At 53.7% G+C, this 19,982-nt stretch carries 18 protein-coding genes, 1 other RNA gene and 1 pseudogene; 13 read left to right on the top strand and 7 right to left on the bottom strand.

The window, feature by feature from the left end; all coding sequences use genetic code 11:
• The first annotated feature begins 66 nt into the window (after positions 1-66).
• Entirely contained in the window at positions 67-549 is a 483-nt protein-coding gene (smpB, locus tag ASF66_RS20970; protein WP_043190812.1) for an SsrA-binding protein SmpB, read from the top strand.
• A gap of 48 nt (positions 550-597) precedes the next feature.
• Here smpB and ASF66_RS20965 read toward each other — a convergent pair whose 3' ends face one another.
• A complete protein-coding gene (locus tag ASF66_RS20965) occupies positions 598-1,365 on the bottom strand; it encodes a GntR family transcriptional regulator (RefSeq protein WP_049858653.1) in 768 nt (255 codons plus the stop codon).
• 185 nt (positions 1,366-1,550) lie between these two features.
• Here ASF66_RS20965 and ASF66_RS20960 point away from each other — a divergent pair, with 185 nt between their 5' ends.
• From ASF66_RS20960 to ASF66_RS20940, 5 genes are all read left to right on the top strand, one after another.
• Positions 1,551-3,251, top strand: coding sequence for a lactate permease LctP family transporter (locus tag ASF66_RS20960; protein ID WP_056845234.1), 1,701 nt, complete (start codon positions 1,551-1,553; stop codon positions 3,249-3,251).
• Positions 3,252-3,467: 216 nt separating this feature from the next.
• Positions 3,468-3,740, top strand: a complete 273-nt coding sequence (locus tag ASF66_RS20955) for a hypothetical protein (protein ID WP_043190822.1) — start codon at positions 3,468-3,470, stop codon at positions 3,738-3,740.
• Between the two features lie 78 nt (positions 3,741-3,818).
• Positions 3,819-4,211, top strand: a transfer-messenger RNA (tmRNA) gene (ssrA, locus tag ASF66_RS22300).
• A 182-nt stretch (positions 4,212-4,393) separates the two neighbouring features.
• Positions 4,394-5,650: an integrase domain-containing protein gene (locus ASF66_RS20945; protein ID WP_056845233.1), complete on the top strand. Its 1,257-nt coding sequence runs from the start codon at positions 4,394-4,396 to the stop codon at positions 5,648-5,650.
• A gap of 110 nt (positions 5,651-5,760) precedes the next feature.
• The gene (locus ASF66_RS20940) at positions 5,761-6,066 is read left to right on the top strand and encodes a hypothetical protein (protein WP_056845232.1); all 306 of its coding nucleotides are present in this window, start codon (positions 5,761-5,763) and stop codon (positions 6,064-6,066) included.
• A gap of 91 nt (positions 6,067-6,157) precedes the next feature.
• Here ASF66_RS20940 and ASF66_RS20935 read toward each other — a convergent pair whose 3' ends face one another.
• Positions 6,158-6,511, bottom strand: a complete 354-nt coding sequence (locus tag ASF66_RS20935; protein ID WP_056845231.1) for a GAF domain-containing protein — start codon at positions 6,509-6,511, stop codon at positions 6,158-6,160.
• A gap of 499 nt (positions 6,512-7,010) precedes the next feature.
• Here ASF66_RS20935 and ASF66_RS22580 point away from each other — a divergent pair, with 499 nt between their 5' ends.
• Both ASF66_RS22580 and ASF66_RS20925 read left to right on the top strand, forming a co-directional pair.
• The gene (locus ASF66_RS22580; RefSeq protein WP_156463244.1) at positions 7,011-7,304 is read left to right on the top strand and encodes a hypothetical protein; all 294 of its coding nucleotides are present in this window, start codon (positions 7,011-7,013) and stop codon (positions 7,302-7,304) included.
• 733 nt (positions 7,305-8,037) lie between these two features.
• Positions 8,038-8,589, top strand: a complete 552-nt coding sequence (locus ASF66_RS20925) for a DUF2867 domain-containing protein (RefSeq protein WP_056845229.1) — start codon at positions 8,038-8,040, stop codon at positions 8,587-8,589.
• On the opposite strand, the gene ASF66_RS22285 is transcribed toward ASF66_RS20925, so the two are convergent.
• Together ASF66_RS22285 and ASF66_RS20920 are read right to left on the bottom strand one after the other, a co-directional pair.
• Positions 8,568-8,879, bottom strand: coding sequence for an ArsR/SmtB family transcription factor (locus ASF66_RS22285; protein ID WP_082484741.1), 312 nt, complete (start codon positions 8,877-8,879; stop codon positions 8,568-8,570). The genes ASF66_RS20925 and ASF66_RS22285 overlap by 22 nt on opposite strands.
• A gap of 112 nt (positions 8,880-8,991) precedes the next feature.
• Positions 8,992-9,891: an SDR family oxidoreductase gene (locus ASF66_RS20920; protein WP_056845228.1), complete on the bottom strand. Its 900-nt coding sequence runs from the start codon at positions 9,889-9,891 to the stop codon at positions 8,992-8,994.
• A gap of 78 nt (positions 9,892-9,969) precedes the next feature.
• On the opposite strand from ASF66_RS20920, the gene ASF66_RS20915 reads away from it, so the two are divergent.
• Positions 9,970-10,557 carry a TetR/AcrR family transcriptional regulator gene (locus ASF66_RS20915; protein ID WP_056845227.1) on the top strand — a complete coding sequence of 196 codons (588 nt, stop codon included), beginning with the start codon at positions 9,970-9,972 and terminating at the stop codon, positions 10,555-10,557.
• 175 nt (positions 10,558-10,732) lie between these two features.
• Here the strand turns inward: ASF66_RS20915 and ASF66_RS20910 are convergent, their stop codons facing one another.
• Entirely contained in the window at positions 10,733-11,620 is an 888-nt protein-coding gene (locus ASF66_RS20910; RefSeq protein ID WP_056845226.1) for an MBL fold metallo-hydrolase, read from the bottom strand.
• Between the two features lie 157 nt (positions 11,621-11,777).
• Between ASF66_RS20910 and ASF66_RS23380 the strand changes: the two are divergent.
• A pseudogene (locus tag ASF66_RS23380) lies at positions 11,778-11,918 on the top strand (outer membrane porin, OprD family); the annotation flags it as partial.
• Between the two features lie 165 nt (positions 11,919-12,083).
• On the opposite strand, the gene ASF66_RS20905 reads toward ASF66_RS23380, so the two are convergent.
• Positions 12,084-12,473: a hypothetical protein gene (locus tag ASF66_RS20905; RefSeq protein WP_056845225.1), complete on the bottom strand. Its 390-nt coding sequence runs from the start codon at positions 12,471-12,473 to the stop codon at positions 12,084-12,086.
• A gap of 158 nt (positions 12,474-12,631) precedes the next feature.
• On the opposite strand from ASF66_RS20905, the gene ASF66_RS20900 reads away from it, so the two are divergent.
• The 3 genes from ASF66_RS20900 to ASF66_RS20890 all read left to right on the top strand — a co-directional run bounded on the left by ASF66_RS20900 (position 12,632) and on the right by ASF66_RS20890 (position 18,344).
• Positions 12,632-13,486 (top strand): AraC family transcriptional regulator, encoded by an 855-nt coding sequence (locus ASF66_RS20900; RefSeq protein ID WP_056845269.1) that lies wholly within the window; start codon positions 12,632-12,634, stop codon positions 13,484-13,486.
• A gap of 485 nt (positions 13,487-13,971) precedes the next feature.
• The gene (locus ASF66_RS20895) at positions 13,972-16,176 is read left to right on the top strand and encodes a TonB-dependent siderophore receptor (protein WP_236707141.1); all 2,205 of its coding nucleotides are present in this window, start codon (positions 13,972-13,974) and stop codon (positions 16,174-16,176) included.
• A 248-nt stretch (positions 16,177-16,424) separates the two neighbouring features.
• Positions 16,425-18,344, top strand: a complete 1,920-nt coding sequence (locus ASF66_RS20890) for a hypothetical protein (protein WP_056845224.1) — start codon at positions 16,425-16,427, stop codon at positions 18,342-18,344.
• A 204-nt stretch (positions 18,345-18,548) separates the two neighbouring features.
• Here ASF66_RS20890 and ASF66_RS20885 read toward each other — a convergent pair whose 3' ends face one another.
• Positions 18,549-19,946 (bottom strand): GntP family permease, encoded by a 1,398-nt coding sequence (locus tag ASF66_RS20885; protein ID WP_056845223.1) that lies wholly within the window; start codon positions 19,944-19,946, stop codon positions 18,549-18,551.
• Positions 19,947-19,982 lie beyond the last annotated feature (36 nt).

Here is a 19,982-nt window from a genome sequence, read left to right as displayed (position 1 = left end):
GCAACCGCTCAAGCACACCGCAATACCGTAGCCGAGAGCGCAACGACTGCCTATAATGCGCGCCCTATGGCCAAATTAAAGAAACACCCTACAGGGACCATCGCGCAGAACAAGAAAGCGCGACACGATTACTTCATCGAACACCGTTTCGAGGCTGGCTTGGTCCTGGCCGGTTGGGAAGTAAAAAGCCTGCGTGCCGGCAAGGCGCAACTGGTGGACAGCTACGTGCTGCTCAAGGATGGCGAAGCCTGGCTGATGGGTAGCCACTTCACCCCCCTGACCACGGCCAGCACCCACGTGATCGCCGACCCGACGCGTACCCGCAAACTGTTGCTCAACCGCCGCGAGCTGGAAAAGCTGTTCGCCCAGGTTCAGCAAAAGGGCTATGCCTGCGTGGCCTTGTCGATCTACTGGAGCAAGCACTTGATCAAGTGCGAAATCGCTCTGGGCAAAGGCAAGAAGGAATACGACAAGCGCGACACCGAGCGCGAACGCGATTCCAACCGCGAGCTGCAGCGTGCCGTGCGCAACAAGGGCAAGGAAGACTGATCTACCTGCCCTTGCAGCGCCGGTTTCACCGCGTTTTCCGGCTTGCTTTCACAAGCCGTTGCGCCGCTGCGCGCGAGCGGTTCGCTGCACTGTCTGCCGCGCCTCGTCGAGCACGCCCTGCACGTAGGTGATGTGCAAACTGGCCAATTCCCGCGCCTGCTCTGCCTGCCCCTCGACGATTGCTTGAAACAGCCGCCGATGCTGTGCGATGAGCTTGTCGCGGGTTTCGACACTGTGCCGATGCATCCCTCCGATGTTCACCACCATATTGCGCTTGAGCATGTCGAACAGCCCGCGCACGGTGTGCAGCAACACCGCGTTGTGACTGGCTTCAGCGATGGCCAGATGGAAGTTGGCATCGGCCACGCCCTCCTCCTCCCGCGTCACGCTGTCGACCCGCCGGTAACAGTCTTCCAGAACATCCATGGCCAACTTCAGTTGTTCACGATCGATCTCAGTGGCGCGCTGCGCCGCATAGAACGCGCATGACGCTTCCAGCGTGTGACGAAATTCCAGCAGATCGCGCTGACTCTCCGGATTGCTTTCCAGCAGCGCCAGCAATGGATCGCTGAAGGTCGAGCCCAGTTTGTGGCAGACATAGTTGCCGCCGCCCTGACGACTGACCAGCATGCCCTTGGCCACCAGCTTCTGGATGGCTTCGCGCAGCGAGGGGCGCGACACGCCGAATTGCTCAGCGAGCGCCCGCTCGGCCGGCAAGCGCTCGCCTGCACGCAGCGTGCCCTCCAGGATCATGGCTTCCAGACGCTCGACAATGCCATCGGACAAACGTCGCTGGCGGACTTGATCAATACCCATGGGTGGCTCCAACACACGATTGCTTCGGCCGCACTCGACCAAAGTCATAGACAAGGAAATTGACAGCCCAACGGCTGCGCCCTAACCTGACTTGGATTTATTGTAAATTGGTATTACCAATTTCTGCAATCAAACAGCCGCACGACAGCGCCAAGCCTTCCAAAAAAAACAAGGGGCCTCAGCTTATGCAAACCTGGCAGCAGATCTACAACCCGCTCGGAAGCCTCGGGCTGTCCGCCCTGGTTGCCGTCATTCCCATCGTGTTCTTCTTCCTGGCGCTGGCCGTATTTCGCATGAAGGGGTACATCGCCGGCAGCATCACGCTGGCGCTGTCCATCATCCTGGCCATCTTCGCCTATGGCATGCCCGCCGACATGGCGCTGGCCGCCGCGGGTTACGGCTTCATGTACGGCCTGTGGCCGATCGCCTGGATCATCGTGGCCGCCGTGTTCCTCTACAAGCTGACGGTGAAGAGCGGCCAGTTCGAAATTATCCGCAGCTCGGTGCTGTCCATCACCGACGACCAACGCTTGCAGGTGTTGCTGATCGGCTTCTGCTTCGGCGCGTTTCTGGAAGGGGCGGCAGGCTTCGGCGCGCCGGTGGCGATTACCGCTGCCCTGTTGGTGGGCCTGGGCTTCAACCCGCTCTACGCCGCAGGGCTGTGCCTGATCGCCAACACCGCGCCGGTGGCCTTCGGCGCCCTGGGCATCCCGATCATCGTCGCGGGTCAGGTGACCGGCATCGACCCGTTCAAGATCGGCGCCATGACCGGCCGCCAACTGCCGTTGCTGTCGCTGATCGTACCGTTCTGGCTGGTGTTCATCATGGACGGCCTGCGCGGCGTTCGGGAAACCTGGCCCGCGGCGCTGGTCGCAGGCCTGAGCTTCGCCATCGTGCAGTACCTGACCTCCAACTTCATCGGCCCGGAACTGCCCGACATCACCTCGGCCCTGGCCAGCATCGTCTGCCTGACCCTGTTCCTCAAAGTCTGGCAACCCAAGCGCGCGGCCAGCCGCGAAACGGTCGTCGTCAGCGGTGGCGCAGCCGTGATGGGCGGCGGGCCAACAGGCAAAGCCAGCACCGTTGGTGGCTCGACGCCAACGCCCTACAGCCTGGGGCAGATCCTCAAGGCCTGGTCGCCGTTCCTGATCCTGACCGTACTCGTCACCATCTGGACCCTGAAGCCGTTCAAGGCGATGTTCGCTCCAGGCGGCGCCATGTACAACTTCGTCTTCAACTTCGCCATCCCGCACCTGGACCAACTGGTGCTGAAGACCGCGCCCATCGTCGCCACCGCCACACCAATGCCTGCCGTGTTCAAGTTCGACCCGATCTCGGCCACCGGCACGGCGATTCTGTTTGCCGCGATCATCTCGATGATGGTGCTGCGCATCGACATCAAGACCGCGTTCAAGACGTTCGGTGAAACCTTGTTCGAACTGCGTTGGCCGACCCTGTCCATCGGCATGGTGCTGGCCTTCGCCTTCGTCACCAACTTCTCGGGCATGTCCTCCACCATGGCGCTGGTCCTGGCCGGTACCGGCTCCGCATTCCCGTTCTTCTCGCCGTTCCTGGGCTGGCTCGGTGTATTCCTCACCGGCTCGGACACCTCGTCCAACGCCCTGTTCGGCTCGCTGCAAGCCACCACCGCGCACCAGTTGGGTGTGAGTGACGTGCTGATGGTGGCCGCCAACTCCAGCGGCGGCGTGACTGGCAAAATGATCTCGCCGCAGTCCATCGCCGTCGCCTGCGCCGCCACCGGGCTGGTGGGACGTGAGTCCGACCTGCTGCGCTTCACGCTCAAGCACAGTCTGTTGTTCGCCACCATCATCGGCTTGATTACCCTGGCCCAAGCGTACTGGTTCACCGGCATGCTGGTGCACTGATCGGCAGCCGATCTACGTCTATCACACCAAACCTGGGGGCTATTATGCCCCCTTTTGGTGCTTCTTAAATTTTTTTACATCCGCATACGTTTTGTACAGAACCCCTGCATTGGCGCGAAGTCCATTCATCAGGCCCGCAAGCAATCGGGCTATTTCTGACTGCGGACGCCGATCCTACCGAGGAGCGCCGAGTCCACCTTGAGTAAGGAGATTCTTATGAAGCGTACCTATCTGTCCGGCCTGATCGTAGCCTCCGCCCTGGTAGCATCCCCTGTGTTCGCAGCTGAAGACCTGTGCGCCGTCAACATGCAGAAGCTGAACGACGCCAAGACCACTTCCATGCAACTGGGCGACCCTGCCAAAAGCCAATACGACGACGCGTACAAAGCAGCCATGGCCGCCCACGCTGCCAAGGACGAAAAAGCCTGCATCTCGCACTCCACCGATGCCATGAACATCCTGATGGACGCTCAGAAAAGCAAAGGCTGACCGCCAAGCCAACCATAGGGTTGGCCTGACGCCGCAAAATGACGTAGACTACGTCTCCCCTGCCTAACCGCAGGGACTGGGGCCGATTAGGATTCGACGCCGGTTGCGAAACTTTAGGTGCATGCCGACTTGGTAACAGAAGTCGTAAATCCACTGTTGCAACTTTCTATAGTTGCCAATGACGAAACCTACGAGGGCCAAGCTCTCGCTGCCTAACGGTAGCTGAGCCGCTCTTCTGGCTACTTCGGTGCCAGCGATCATCAGGGGATGCCTGTAAACCCAAAGTGATCGTCACGCAGAACAGGATCGTCGTGTAGCACGCTGTGGGCAAAGCGACTAAAACTTACACAGCTCGTCCAATGCACCCTGCCAGTCGGGCGGCTGCGGATTAACTCAGTAGACACGGCTAAGCATGTAGTACCGACAGCGGAGTACTGGCGGACGGGGGTTCAAATCCCCCCGGCTCCACCACTTTTACATCTAAAGACGTCCAAGGGCGTCTTTTTTTGTGCCTGAAATCCAGTAAATACGGGGATTTCAGGTCCATCGGCGTCCGAAGAGATCCGACCACATCCATCAAACCGTGTATTCCAGGTGGTATTCCAAGCCTTCCACTGATATTTTTTGGAATACACACAGCGCTGGAGATCACCATGGGTGCCCAAGCCACGCGGCTTTCAGACGTCAAGGTCAAAGCAGCTAAACCGAAGGAAAAGGACTACATCCTCTCTGATGGCGACGGCTTGCAGATGAGGGTAAGGGCCAATGGCTCGAAGCTGTGGAATTTCAATTACATCCATCCGGCGACCAAAAAGCGGGTCAACATGGGCCTCGGGACCTTTCCCGAAGTTAGTTTGGCTCAGGCGCGAAAGCGGACCGTGGAATCCAGGGAACTGGTCGCTCAGGGCCTGGACCCAAAAGAGAAGCGCGACGCCGATCGGCGAACGCTAAAAGCGGCCACGGAGCACACCTTCAAAAATGTGGCCTCCGCGTGGTTCGACCTTAAGAAGGACTCCGTTACTACTGCTTACGCAGAAGACATATGGCGCTCTCTGACCCTGCATGTGTTTCCCGATTTAGCCACTACCCCGATCTCAGCGATGACTGCCCCGGCGGTCATCAAACTGCTGAGGCCCCTCGAAACCAAGGGTAGTCTCGAGACCGTCAAACGACTCAGTCAGCGTCTCAACGAAATAATGACTTACGGTGTGAACTCTGGCTTGATTCACTCGAATCCACTCAGCGGGATCCGATCGGTCTTCAAAAAGCCGAAAAAGAAAAACATGGCAGCACTCGCTCCTGATGAGCTGAAAGAACTCATGGTAACCGTTGCCAATGCCAGCATTAAAAGGACTACGCGATGTTTGATAGAGTGGCAGCTTCACACCATGACTCGGCCAGCGGAGGCTGCAACCACCCGTTGGGTCGACATCGACTTCGAAAAGCGAATCTGGACAATCCCAGCTGAACGCATGAAGAAACGCCGCACTCACATTATCCCGCTCACGGAGCAGGCCATGGGATTGCTGGAAGTGATCAAGCGCTATAGCGGGCACAGGGAATACGTATTTCCTGCAGACCGTAACCCTCGCACCCACTGTAACAGCCAGACCGCTAACATGGCGCTAAAGCGCATGGGATTCGAAGGGCGCCTTGTTAGCCATGGCATGCGCTCTATGGCAAGCACCATCCTTAATGAGCACGGCTGGGAACCTGAATTGATTGAGGTAGCGCTTGCCCACGTCGACAAAGACGAAGTCCGTAGCGCCTACAACCGGGCCGACTACATTGACCGCAGACGCCCAATGATGGCCTGGTGGAGCGAACACATTCAAGAAGCGGCTACAGGTAATCTTTCTGTGTCAGCCACCAAGGCAAACCGGGACAGAAAAGTTCTACCGATACACTGACCTAAGGACAGCGCTTGGGGCAACCTGAGCTGAGATAGACCGCAAAAATCGGGTGTGGAAGATAGCTACTGTACGAATGAAAGCACGAAAAGTACCGCGTGTACCGCTGCATGTGCATTATCGAAGGTCTAAAGCGCGTTGCCGGTTCGGATTTTCTATTTCCAGTGGCAAAGGCACGAAGCCACCTCTCAAACATTCTAATGCTGATGACGCTCCGCCGAATGAACCGCAGTGATTTAACAATGCATGGGTTTCGGTCGACCTTTCAAGGCTGGGCAGCTGAATCGACCAGCTATCCTGGTGAAGTCTGCGAGCAGGCTCTGGCGCATAACCGACAGGGCAACGCCGATGCGGCTTACTTCCGAACGGATCTCTTTGGCAAGCGTCGGGTAATGATGGAGGAGTGGGCGGCATAGGCTTGCCCTATCAAACAGACGTAAGAACAGCAGACCACTAGGCCTTAGGCCTAGTGCTCTGCTTTCTTTTTTTGTCTTGGTTCGAGATTGTTCAGATCGGCACGCCGGCGTAGAAACGGATGTGAGGGGCCTGGGTGACCAGCAGGTTGTCGCTGAAGCGCGCGTCGCACGTGGCGTCGGACACCACCATCGGCTCGTCCTGGAGAATCGCGTGGGCGCAGAACGCGTCGTCGCGAGCCGTTTCAAGAATCTCCACACCGACACGGGACTTGAACCACTGGCGTTTTTCGTCAACCAGCGTGACCAGCGCAATGGGCACATTCAGCACCCTGGCAACCAGCCGGGTGATCCGGTCCAGCGAGACTTCAGTGGGTGTATCGAGAATTTCAAGCGAGCGGAGCGCTTGAAGTCGTTCAGTTTCGTAAAGCGCAATGGGTGCTTTCATAAGACCGACCGAGACTGACAGTACATTTGGAGTCTATACCGCGAGTCGGCTGACGCCCACCCGTCTTGTCTGATGCAAGTCCTGTTGGAGCGAGGCTTGCCCGCGAAGTTTAGGACGCAGAGTGCCAGGTAGAACCGGGGCACAAACCTCGCGGGCAAGCCTCGAAACTAGCTGCGATAGCGACCATCCGGACGAACTTTCCAGAAGCTCATTTTTGGATCGTGCGTCGAGGCTCAGCAGAGCGATGCGGCGAACCGGTTCGAGTGTTCAATCCAGAGCACGTTGGAGTCGGATTGATCGAATCGACCTGCTGTTACCTGGCTACCTGTTCTACGCCCTGATGCATGTGCATCACTCAGGGCACTGGAAGCAGATAGCTACTAGGACGTTGAGCTTGGTCAATATCCGTGTTTCAGACGTTCGAAGTATCGAGCTGTCACCACGGTGAAGAAAGGGGCCGTAAAGCCCCTACTTCTCGCTACAAACCCAAAGGATCAATATGAAGATCGACATACCGCTGCCGTCAATCGCTGATCAACAAGCCGATATCTTTGAGGCCGCTACGGAGGATGGTATTCAGCAATTGCGAGGCAATCTGAACGCGAAAAGGTTTCCAGGTCTTTCGGATTTTGATGAAGGCCAGTTTCCACGAACTCACCTGTTACGTGAGCATGAAGGCTGGACACCGCCTCCGCCTGAGATTGTAGAAGCCTATTTTCGACACTTCCAAAATGCCTTTCCTGAGCATGAAGCTCGACAAGGACCTGGTGCGCGAAATCCTACCAGCGGTTGAAGCATACCATTAGCCGCAAGGCTGGATGACGCCGAAGCTGGGAGGATTCGAGTCTGACTTGGGGTCGTATCACGTCATGATCCTGGACGAGGCTGTTTATCCAGTATCAGTCTCGGTGGGTTGAATCGCTTCGAATGGCAACCAAAGCGGCTGACCTATAAAAGACACGAGTTTCTTGATACGGTTCGCGATGATTAAGTCTGGCGCCGTACCAGGTTGCTGGACCATATCAATAGCGTCGGCCACTTTTATGCTAAAATATCTGATAATACTCTCCAGATGGGACTCAACAGAAAATCTCTGTACTGCTCTGATGTTTTTCCAACGCTTATAGACCAACGAAACGTTGGTCGCACGGCTAATATGAATTCCATATAGAAATGGGTTAGGCCAGTAGAAGCTTAGCAGTGAAGATTAGCCAAGACTGATTAAATGCGTGGGGCATATTATTGGTGACGACGGGTTTAGCTGGACTAATTCTGACAGATGAGATCGACAGCCTCAGTAATTGGCTGAAATGAGCAATAGATTGGCCAGATCGCGCTATCTGTATATAGGCGTAAGTCGTTAAAATATTCGCTGATAAACAGAGTGGCGGCATTTAACTAAGGCAGCAGGTTTTGATCCTGGATATTATGTGTGCATTATTTTCAAAGTCCTGCCACTCATCGTGCAAGGTGCGGTTTCGACCAATGTACGCCAAGTTTTCGTTTGAAGTTTCAGGAGAGATCCAATGCCCCGTGAGTTCGAGTTAATTACGTCCGTGCCAATTCCTTCAAGATCTGGGATTACCCATCTTTACAAGTCGCTGAACCTAGCGGACGCTTTTGCAATTCGGCTCCCTGCTGACACTTCCAGCAGTCCAGAATTACTAGCTCGATTCATTCTGTCTCACCGGCCGGCCTGGGTCGGATGGCTCATAAAAGTTCGGGACACTATCGTTGGGCGTTTTGGGCTCAAGACAGCCAAACATTTAGGATCACTTGCTAATCGGATTGGAGTGTTCAAAGTTTACAGCACGAACCAGACTGAAATCCTGCTAGGAGAGGATGACAAGCATCTCGACTTCCGGATATCGATCCTGTGCGCTGAGGAGCCAGAAGGCAGTCGACAACTCGTGTTTTCAACAGTGGTCCACTGCCACAACCCTATAGGCCGGGCCTACATCCTCGTAATTGCCCCATTTCATCGTTTAATTGTTAAGGCCAGCCTCCTCCGTGCAGCGCGCGTCGGTTGGCCCCTGGCTATTGACCCTAAGAAAGATCAGGACGTCGAAGTGGAATGACTGAGTATGCAGTCAAGCAGTCCTGGAAAGCGTATTTCAATATTGTTCTTTCTAAGGGCGTTTACATGGGTTGCACCAACGCTGCGCGTGCGCATCAATCCCGCCTCACGGAGGACTCTGAAATGGTGAGATGCGCTTGATTTAGGTCGACCGCCATCTAGCTCACCACAAGTCGCTTCACTCACGTCGGCGAGATGGCGAATAATCTCCATTCGTACAGGATCAATTAAAGCATACAGAATACGCTCAAGCATGAACTCCTTGGCTTCCGGATGTTTGAACGCTCTCATTAAAATCAACCTATAGGTAATATCGACCTCGCCTGCATAGCACCAGCAAATGCTGCTATCTCACAGGTGCTCTGTTAAACAATATGGGTTTGCGAAACTAGACGATGCTTGGCTATTTGGTGACAGGCAACTCCGATCTGAAGACATCAACGTTCTCAAGGAGCCAGGCGGAGAGCGAGCGCGGGGGCTTACCGATCAACTCTTCCACGGTAAAGGTTCTTTCGATCAATATGGACTCATGGAAAATGCGATCAAGTCCCACAAGAAGATCAGCGACAAAAGGGGACAGTCCGTCTGTTATTAATGCAGCATATTGTGCGGCGGGAGATTGATCGGTATAGGTGACTGTATAGCCTAACAGGCCGGATAATTCCTCGGCGACTTGCGGCATTGTCCAGTTTCGAGGTCCCGTCAGGTGATAGGCACGTTTCGAGCCTTCTGTTACCTCTTCCAGTAATGCTATACGTGCCGAGTCCGCTACATCTCGAGTGTCTATCAGATTCACACGTCCATTGCCTGCGGCACCGACCCAAGTGCCCGTCGCAATAGCGTTGCCTGCGCGCTTGAGTACGTCCATGAACGTTGTAGGTCTCAGGACGGTAGAAGCGATAGGTTGTTGGCCCAGATGTGCCTCTATTACCGAATGCCAAGCAAATGGATTGATTGGGGTCGATGGCCCCATCACCGAAAGCTTTACGATGTGCTGCACGCCCATTTCTACGGCAGCGTCAACGAGGGCAATTTCATTGGCGACTTGTTGTGGTGAAGTGCCGTGAGCGATGAAGAGTTTTTCTACACCGACAAGCGCTTTCCTGAGCGTTGACGGCTGATCAAAATCCAGCTCAGCAGAGGCCACCCCTGGCAGGAAGGTCGACAATTTTCGACGTGTGAGCGCCAGTATGGTGACCGGGTCTTGCGCTAACTGACTGATTAATCGACTTCCTATGCGGCCCGTCGCGCCTGCAACAGCGATGCTGAGTGGTTGCGTCCGATTAGTCGATTGATTGAGCATAGTATAATCTCCCTCTATATTGGAACGATCAGTCCAGCCATACTGGACTGATCGTTCCATGTTGTCAAAGGAGGAGTTATGAGCGGTAAACCGCAATATGATGAGGATGCAGTCCTAAAAGCTGCGACAGATGTTTTCTGGCGCCACGGGTATGCAAATGCGTCTGTTAGCGATCTGACCGAAGCAACGGGTTTGTCTCGTTCAAGCCTGTACCAGCGGTTCCATGATAAGGATGGGCTTTTCAACGAATCTCTACAGCGGTATACCGACCGTGTATTGGCGCGGATGAAATCGACCCGAGTTCCGAGCACCAAAGCGAGCATAGAAGCACTTTTACACGAGTTTCTTCCGAAGGAATCTGACATTAAGCGTCTCTCTGGTTGCTTAATATCTCGCAGTAACGCCGAGCAAGAAGACCTCACTGGCCTTGGAAAGAGAACCGCAAACGCTGCGGCTTGCCGGCAGCAGCAGATTTTTCTGGAGATTCTGAATCATGGGCAGCTAGAGGGTGAGATTGAGGAGAGCGTCGACGTGGATCTGCTGGCTTGGTATTATTTTGGGATATTACAGACCGTTGTAAGTCTGCCCTCAGTTGGGGCTGATAGTCAGACACTTGCCCGCCTCATTGATCTCGCCATGTTGGCATGGCCTAAAGATCATATATAAAAAATATTTATATATTATATGGCTCTGGATTTATCGCGTGATGGCACGTAGTGAAGAGCGTGTGCGGTGATGTTATTAACCTACCCCTGTGCATTTCTACGTACCAGCCATCGACTGCAGTATGTTTGTGTGGGGGTGATCACTGTCAACAGCGTAAGTGCATCACAAGACAAGACTATTGACTGAAGAATTTTGTCGCTGCTCTTTCAACGCCGAAGAAAAGCTCAGCGTCTGGATATTTATCTTTCATTCGTTTTTGAAACTCTGCACGATTATTTGATTTTGAAAGTGTTTCCTCAAACACTAAAAGATATTGGATGGTGAAATTTATCGCGCTGTAGGCGTCCAGCTTTTTATTAGGAAAATTGTGTCCCGGAATAACAATGTTGGGGTTCAGCTTTGCAAGCGCCTCAAGATTTTTAATCCAGAGTTTTCGGGTCTCACAAGTTGTTTCCACGGTATAGACGTGCATTTCGTCATAAGCCATGTCACTCACTATCGCCACGCGCTCATTAGGAAACCAAAGGTAGGAATTCTCATCAGTGTCTCCTTGGAGATGTTTATGAATCTCGATGTGCGTTTCTTCAAACCTGAGTTGGCTGCCATCATACCTCGTTATAGGGATTTGGCGCGTGGCTGCTGCCGCCCCATATATACCTTGCCACTTTTCAAGTTTGTCTTTGTATACTTCATCTATACGATTCGCAACCTTGGAATTAGCTAAAACCTCGACCTGTGGAAAAGCATCTTTGAAAACTTCCAAGCTCAGGAAATGGTCTGCATGCTCGTGAGTAATATAAATTGTCTTAAGATTCTTTTTTAGAGAATGTATCAAGTCAAGAACTTTAAGTGCGTTCGCTCTAGTCAGTTGTGCATCAATTAACAGAAGCTCGTTGGCGCCTTCAACAATAACTGAGTTATCAAAAAAACCATCGTCTTCTGAGGTGAATACATGAAAAGTAAGATTGAGGACTTTGGCTGATTGGTTGGCGGTAGCATTTTCCACGCCTAACAGAAGAACGCAAACCAGTAGCAGCTGTTCAATACCTCTTATTTTTTTCATGTGCAATAAGCCTTCTGTTGTAAACGAGCTTCGATTGAAAATCATCTTGGAACGATCGGTACTAGATGTCAAGGGCTTGTCACATTCGATGGTCTCGTTGGTCTGGAGGCCTGGAAGACACGTGGGGCTTTTTTTAATCCCGAGTCGACCACGGTGATTTGCCTCCAACGAAAAGCGGACTCAGGTGGGCGTCTGGTACAAAAAATTGTTCTGCGTCTGCTAATCGCAATGTTTCAACCTGACCCATAGCGAGCCCATTAGCGACTGGATCTTGGGCGCCGACCCTGGCCACTTCATCGCAAACGCAATGCGTTGATTCGTCGGTACTCCAGCGCCAATGAGGTTGATGAAACCGGTTTCATTAGCTATTCGTTTTTTGCTGCTACAAATCGCCCCTCAATCCTTTCCTTAATAAGTGGACGGCGTTAGACATACCGCTACTTTTTCTGATGCTTCCCGATTTCTAGGGCTCGGGGTCCAATAATTTTTTCGCCAGCGTCAAGGCCTCATTTTCCGTAGCGGTCATAATCATAGGATAGCCCCAGAATTTTTCATAAACAATTGCGAACGTTTTGCCCGCTATACGCTTGGTGAAATTTGACTCGATTTGAATCGAGGCTTTTACATACTTCTTGAGCAGCGTTTTATGCCGTTTCATCCACAAAGCCATTTGTTTCTTTTCGTCTGGTGTATGTGCCGGTTGCTCCTTACCCAGGCCTTCGTGGCTTAAGAGGACGAAGGCTTCATCGCGTGCAAGCAAGTCTTCGAACTCGGCAAGCGACTTCTCTTGAGTATCGCCCAAAGTGTTTTTTTGCAACCAAACGAACGGGAATTGGGTGGCATCTATACGCATCTTTATAGTCCTTCGACGAGTCGCCAAACCGCTGGGATGTCCTGCCATTTCAGGATACCCTGTGAGCGAGTCGGCGTAATTGCACAGGCCGGCCACATTATTGTTTGAATCAGCCAGTTTTTTTTTTGTAACTGGCAAAAAAAGGGGGCATGGTAGCTATGGCGAGCACTGCTAATGAAGGCACGGTTACCAGATGGGATGTCGATAGCATTTCTCGGCCCGTGGTTGCGCTTAGCGCTTCGATGGTTAGCAAGAACTGGGAGCAAGCGAGTCATCAACATCGTAAGGCGCAACTGCTTTATTCCGTGCGCGGTGTTCTCAATTGTGAAATTGAAGATGGAATCTGGATCGTTCCACCGCAAAGTGCCGTATGGATACCTGGCGGTTTGCTTCATGCGACACGTGGCTCGGGGGAAACAGAGTGTTACTGCCTGTTTGTCGAACCGGACGCAGCCCCCGATCTCCCGCGAGGTTGCTGCACGATTGGGGTATCCCCTCTGTTGCGTGAATTGCTGCTAAAGGCGGCGGCATTTTCGGAAGACACCGCCTCATGCGCGCGCGAGGACCGCCTGATAGCAACGTTATTGGACGAACTGTCGGCAGCTCCCTTGCAGGATCTGCATTTGCCGCTGCCTCGCGACAGGCGTTTGCGTAGACTCGCTGAAATGCTCTTGGCCGATCCTGCGGTTAAGATCTCGGTGCAGGATTGGGCCTCACGCATTGGCATGAGTGAGCGCAGTATGAGTCGGCTGTTGCTGCAGGAAATAGGGATGAGCTTTGGCCGTTGGCGTCGGCAGTTGCATGTGATTCTGTCACTGCAACGTATGATCAAAGGAGAGAGCGTGCAAGCGGTTGCATCGGAGCTCGGCTATGAAGGTCCTAGTGGTTTTATCACCATGTTCCGCAAAACCGTAGGTAAGCCTCCTGTGCAATATCTCTCCACCCGCTCCAGTAGTCTTACTGAGGGTGACGCTTCGCATGTGCCTGCGATCTTGCTGCCTGGGGACGCTTGACAGCTGCCAGTAAGCGGTCGGAGAGAAGATGCGCGCGCAACTCGTGCGCCCAATTTTTGAAACAACAAGGCCATTGCGAGCTCTGTGTCCTAGTGCTCAAAACATTTAAAGATCTGCCAACAGCGCTACTCGCTCTTTTAAGCGCGGTACAGCGCTCTATGCTGGTCTACGATTACCTGCCCCAAGGTGGTTACGCTCAATCCCTCCCCCAAAAGCCTCGCCGCAAAGATTGGCTGAACTGAAAGATAATCTGGCCCGCCCTCGATATCTGGCAATGGCTAACTGTGGCTAGACTGCGCAGCGGCGAATGCTAATCAGTTACACTTGAGATTTATTCCTCGCTTGTTTTCCCCTCCCGGTCTGATTTCGGTTGAGTAGTCGGCCTTCAAATCCGCTTCTCGATGGTCGATCGTCGTCTGTTTTTTCTTGATAAGGAATGGCCAGTGTCGAGTTCGTTGACTTACTGTGGTGGAAGGAGCCACTGCGTGCCAAAGAGTTTGATAAAAAAACCAGCTGCTGCAGCGCTGCTTGTGTTTTTAGGTAGTACGAGTGGTGTGATGGCGAAGGAGAGCGTCGACGCAGATGAAAGCACTTCGTCTCAGGAGGTCATGCTCCTCCCATCGTTGACGATAAGCGGAACAGGAACATCCGATGCCACCACGACAGAAGGAACAGGACTTTACACCACTGGCCGGATCACCGCCGCCACTCGCTTGCCGCTAACGCTGCGCGAGACGCCGCAATCAGTTTCCGTGGTAACACGTCAGCGCATGGACGATCAGAAACTGGATTCAGTTCAGGGGGTGCTGGAGAACACCACTGGCATCTCGATTTACCAGTCAGACAGCCAACGCACGAGTTTCTATTCCCGGGGCTTTCTGATCGACAACATCCAGTATGACGGCGTACCGGCCATCATCGGCGACGTTGTCAACGGTAGCGGTATCAGTGATCTGGAAACCGCATTTTACGACCGTGTCGAGATAGTGCGCGGCGCTAACGGTCTTCTTACCGGCACAGGCAATCCGTCGGCCGCAGTCAACTTGGTCCGCAAAAGACCAACGTCAGAGTTCTCAGCTTCCACATCCATAAGCGCCGGATCGTGGGACAGCTTTCGAGAGATGGGGGATATTTCCGGACCGTTGACAACAGACGGTCGTGTCCGGGCACGTGTGGTGGGGGTCAATAACGATGGCCATTCTTACCTCGATGGCTATCAATCACAAAAGCAAGCGTTCTACGGGATCATTGAGGCAGATCTCACCGACGATACCACCCTCGATATAGGGTACGACTATCAGAACAGTTCCCCGAAGCGACCGACTTGGGGCGGAACCCCCCTATGGTTCAGCAATGGTTCAGAGGCAGAATGGTCGCGCTCCAAATCTGTGGCAGCGGACTGGAACCGCTGGGACAGTACCCGCAAGAGTGCTTTTGCCGAACTGGAACACCGATTTGATAACGGTTGGAAAGTTAACGCTGTCATGAATCAGTACCGTACCCAGTATGACACCCAGCTAATGGGCAGTTCTGGTACACCCGACCAGGAATCTGGATTAGGCACTTTTCCCAATGGCGCTTATCCGGTTGCGTTGGCCGGCGAAGGTAAAAGCCGTCAAACCACCTTTGATGTGATGGCGAAGGGTCCTTTTGTTTTAATGGGGCGCCAGCATGACCTGGTAGTGGGCGGGATGAGTTCTCGATACACCTCCAATAAAGACGATGTCAGCCCCTTTTTTGCAGGGTTTACACCCAGCAATATCTACGATTGGAACAGCCATTTCCCCAAGCCTGACTTTGACGCAATGACGTCAATACCGACCAACACCGAGGTTAAGCAGAGCGGCTTCTATAGCACAGCGAGATTCTCGTTGGCCGATCCATTGAAGTTAATAGTAGGTGGGCGCTTCAACCGTTACGAGATTGACGAGACCGCAGGCGGGACACCGTTCAGTTATAAGAAGAGTAATGAGTTTACGCCTTATGCAGGTTTGATATACGACATTAATAGTACCTATTCCGTCTATGTCAGCTATACCGGCATCTATAATCCGCAAACATCCTTCCGAGACAGCAACGGTAACGTCCTCACGCCGACAGAAGGGAAGACCAAAGAGATTGGTATCAAGGCTGAATACCTGGACGGGCGACTGGGGGCGTCTGTCGCATTGTTTGATACCGAGCTGGACAACGCAGCACAAAGGGATGGCAGCCTTCTTACGCCAAGCGGTGCGCAAGCTTATAAAGGTGTTGATGGCACCAAATCCCGCGGAATCGAGTTCGACATACAGGGGGAGGTTGTTGCCAATTGGAACATCTACGCCGGCGTTGCCGCTTTCACAGCCAAAGATGCGAACGACGCCAGGCTTAACGCACAGGTGCCACGCACTACCGCTCAGATGTTCACGACGTACAGATTACCCGGAATGCTGGAGAAACTTACGCTGGGCGGAGGCGTCAGATGGCAAAGCCGCTTCTTGAGCAGCAGTACCAGCACGCGGGTAGCCGAGCAAGATCCTTATGCGTTGACGTCACTGATGGCGCGTTATGAACTGACAAATAGCATGGACGTGTCAATCAATGTCAATAACGTGTTTGATAAAAAATACGCAACGCAGAAAGGGGATTTCGACACTGTGAGCTATGGTGCACCGCGTAACACGCTCATGACATTGAACTACAAACTCTAACTCGTACGTGTCGGCGTGCCGTCATTGGTGCGCCTGAGGATTTGACAGCCACTATGGATATCGCAAAAAACCTGACCTTGGGGCATTCCCCGCCTTGCAAAGCTTCCCACCGCGTTGCCAGTGCCGATACGAAGTCCGTTGCTTCCAGATATGTAGCACTGGCCATCGCGGTATTGCTAAGCGGGCTGGCCACAATTGCCTCGGCAGCGCCTCAATCCCAGACGTGTGAAACCCCACCGGGCGGGATAATGTTCATCACGCAAGACTGCATTGATCCGCAGTTTGATCGTCCAGTAATAGATCGCCGGGAAGATTTGAAAAGCCCTGTTCTGACGCACCGCGTTTCCGGGCACTTCGAAGGCACCGATGTTAAATTCAGCTTTTTTTTCCCGCCGAAAGCCCAATGGAAGGGGCGTTTTTTCCACAAGGTATATCCATTGGGGGATGGTAGCGTTCCGGACCACGTAATCACATTTGGTGCCGACAGCGGTGCCTATACCGTGGACACTGTTGCGCCCTCTGGCTACCGCGCCAACGCAGCAGCTTCGAAGTTCTCGAAAGTGGTCGCTGGCGAATACTATGGATTGCCTGTTTCTCAGATCCACGGCTATATCTACGGTGGAAGCGGTGGTTCTTATCTGACTATCGCTGCAGCCGAGAACTCGTCGGGGGTATGGGACGGCGCCGTGCCGTTCGTCATTGGCGTCCCAACCTCCATTCCAACCAATTTCTTTGTGCGTGCTTTCGCACGTCTTGTACTCGAAGATAAGGCGCCACTGATTGCCGACGCTATGCGACCTGGCGGCAGCGGCAATCCTTTTGCAGGACTTGACGCCACTGAGGCGGAGGTTCTTGCGGAAGTCACGGCAATGGGGGTACCCCTGCGCGGGTGGGATAATTACGCATACATCCTGGGCCTCAACGACCCGCAGGGTTTACTGGGATTTGCCAGTTCGGTCAAAGGCATCGACCCCGGCTATGCAGATGACTTCTGGAATAAACCTGGCTACCTCGGTAGCGAGCAATCCCCTCTGGGCAATCTTGTACGAAGGGCGAAGATTGACCGCGTATTGTCGGTCCAAAAGATAGATCGTGACTCAGCTGGCAAGCCTTTGCGCTTGCACTTGGCAGGGCTGCCACACTTCAAAAACAGCGCTTGGTTTGATTTTACTCTCGAAGGAGCAGAAGAGGGCAACCGAAAATTGCTTGGGTCGTTAGATGCTGAGCATGGGGTCATTACTCTGTCCGCCCAAGATCAAGCCGATACGCTCAACATCCTAAAACAAGGGACCAGGGTTCGTGTCGACAATCGCTGGGCAATTGCGCTGACCTCCTACCATCGGCATCAGGTGCCGGCTTCTGGTGGATTTACTGTGTGGGATCAATTTCGCAATGCAAACGGTTCACCGCGCTACCCGCAACGCCCCCAGGACGTAGGCTCAATAATCAGCGCCGGTGTCAGCGGAGGCGGTAGCTTTACCGGCAAGATAAACAGCAAGATGATAGTGATCGCCAATGCACTTGATGTCGATGCCTACCCTTGGGATGCCGACTGGTATGGCCGGCGATTGGAGGCAGGAGAGGGCAATCAGTACGACGCGAAGGTGCGAATCTGGTTAAACGACAACGCAGACCATTTGGATGGCAGTGTTGTTGCCTCGGGCTCGGCTGACAATCAGTTTGTGAGACTCATCGATTACAACGGCATCCTCGAACAAGCCGTCAGGGACGTAAGCGCTTGGGTGGAAAACGGTATAGAGCCGCCTCCCTCCACTCGATATGCAGTCAATAATGGGCAGGTCTCATTACCTGCAGATGCGCCAGTCAGACAAGGCATCCAGCTTGTCGTAAAACTTACGTCCAAGAGCGGTGAGAGAATCATTGCCAAGGTCGGGCAGCCCATCACGCTTCTTGGTGACATTTCAGTCCCTCCTTCTGCAGGCAAAATCGTGAAAACAGAATGGAGTCAAACGGGTAACGATGATTTTTCAGACGCGCCACTTCCTCACCAGCCGTCAGAGACGCTCGCTGTACACAAGACATTCGTCTACTCGAAACCTGGCACCTACTATCCCGTGCTCCGTGTGACATCCCAGCGAGAGGGGGACGGCACGACGGAGTTTACGCGGATCGGTAATCTGGCAAGAGTGCGCGTGATAGTGAAGTAGCAAATATCCAAGGGATTATTTGTTACAGGCATCAATAGCTTCGTAGCGGCGCCGGGATCGGGTGTCGGACAGATTTTCATCCTGTATCCATCCCGAAATTGCACGAATACCAGCGGCGGCAAGCCTGTTCACCAGGTCCAGATTGCCGTCGCTGGTTTTCAGGCAACCGGTGAGGTTTAGGCTATTCAGTTCGCCCCGCACGGTTTAAACGATGCCCGTGAGGTAAAAGACGGCGATCACAAAGGCGACTGCAAGTGTCTTGATTAAAGTGATCGCAAATATACCGCCATAGGCCTGTCGATGTGTCAGGCCAGTGACTGCCAGCAAGGTGATGACGGCGCCATTGTGGGGCAGAGTGTCCATCCCGCCACTCGCCATAGATGCAACGCGGTGTAGAACTTCCAGTGGAATGCCGACCGCATTGGCTGAGGCAATGAAGTTGTCAGCCATCGCCGCCAGCGCAATGCTCATACCCCCAGATGCCGAGCCGGTAATACCTGCAAGCAAGGTGACGCTAACAGCTTCATTGACCAGCGGATTAGGGATGTTTTGTAGCGCCTGAGAGAGCAAAACGAAGCCGGGCAAAGCTGCGATGACCGCACCAAACCCATACTCGGACGCGGTGTTCAGCGAGGCCAGCATTGCCCCGGCCACAGCGGTTCTGCTGCCTTCGGCCAGCTTGTTTCTTATGCTGCGGAAACCTAAAACTCCGACGACGATAATGCCTGACAGCAGTGCGGCCTCTACCGCCCAGATACCCGTAATCTTGGCGATTTCAGTTTGTATGGGGGCGCTTAATCCCGGCAGTGTCAAGCTGTGACTGGCGCCGTACCACTGGGGAATCCAGCGAGTGAAAAAGAAATTTAGAACGCCGACCAAGACCAACGGCAACAACGCTATCAGGGGATGAGCCAAGGTGATGTCTTCCGGCGTATCCGGCTCATTACGCAGGTCGGCGGTGTCGCCATAACCCTCACCTGCACGCTGGGTGCGCCGACGCCACAATTCCAGGAATGCCAGGCCGACCACGATCACGAAGATCGAACCGATCAATCCCAGCCATGGAGCAGCCCAAGCAGTAGTCTTGAAAAAACTGGTGGGAATAATGTTCTGGATCTGCGGCGTACCGGGTAGCGCATCCATCGTGAAAGAGAACGCACCGAGGGCGATTGTTGCCGGCATTAGCCTTTTGGGAATGCCGATTTGGCGAAACATCTCGGCGGCGAAGGGGTAAACTGCGAACACCACTACAAACAGCGAAACCCCTCCATAGGTAAGCAACGCGCACACGGCCACAATGACCGGAATCGCCTGTTTGCGCCCTAGCAGTCGAATGGCAGCAGCAACAATTGAACGGGAAAACCCCGACAGCTCGATCAGTTTACCGAACACGGCACCGAGCAGAAAAACAGGAAAGTAGAGTTTGATGAAGCCGACCATCTTGTCCATGAACAGACCCGTGAAGGCCGGAGCCACGGCGCTCGGATCGGTCAGCAGGACCGCGCCAAGCGCGGCGATCGGGGCGAAGAGGATAACGCTGTAGCCACGGTATGCGGCGAGCATCAAAAGACCAAGAGCCGCGAGGGCAATCAGGATACTCATGAAATCTCCAGTTGCTGGCTCATTGGCCAGCGATTG

It is taken from the genome of Pseudomonas sp. Leaf129 (genome assembly GCF_001423465.1).
GTDB lineage: Bacteria > Pseudomonadota > Gammaproteobacteria > Pseudomonadales > Pseudomonadaceae > Aquipseudomonas > Aquipseudomonas coleopterorum.
The sequence above is the reverse complement of the archived record's forward strand: the minus strand, read 5'-3'. Positions and strand labels throughout refer to the sequence as shown.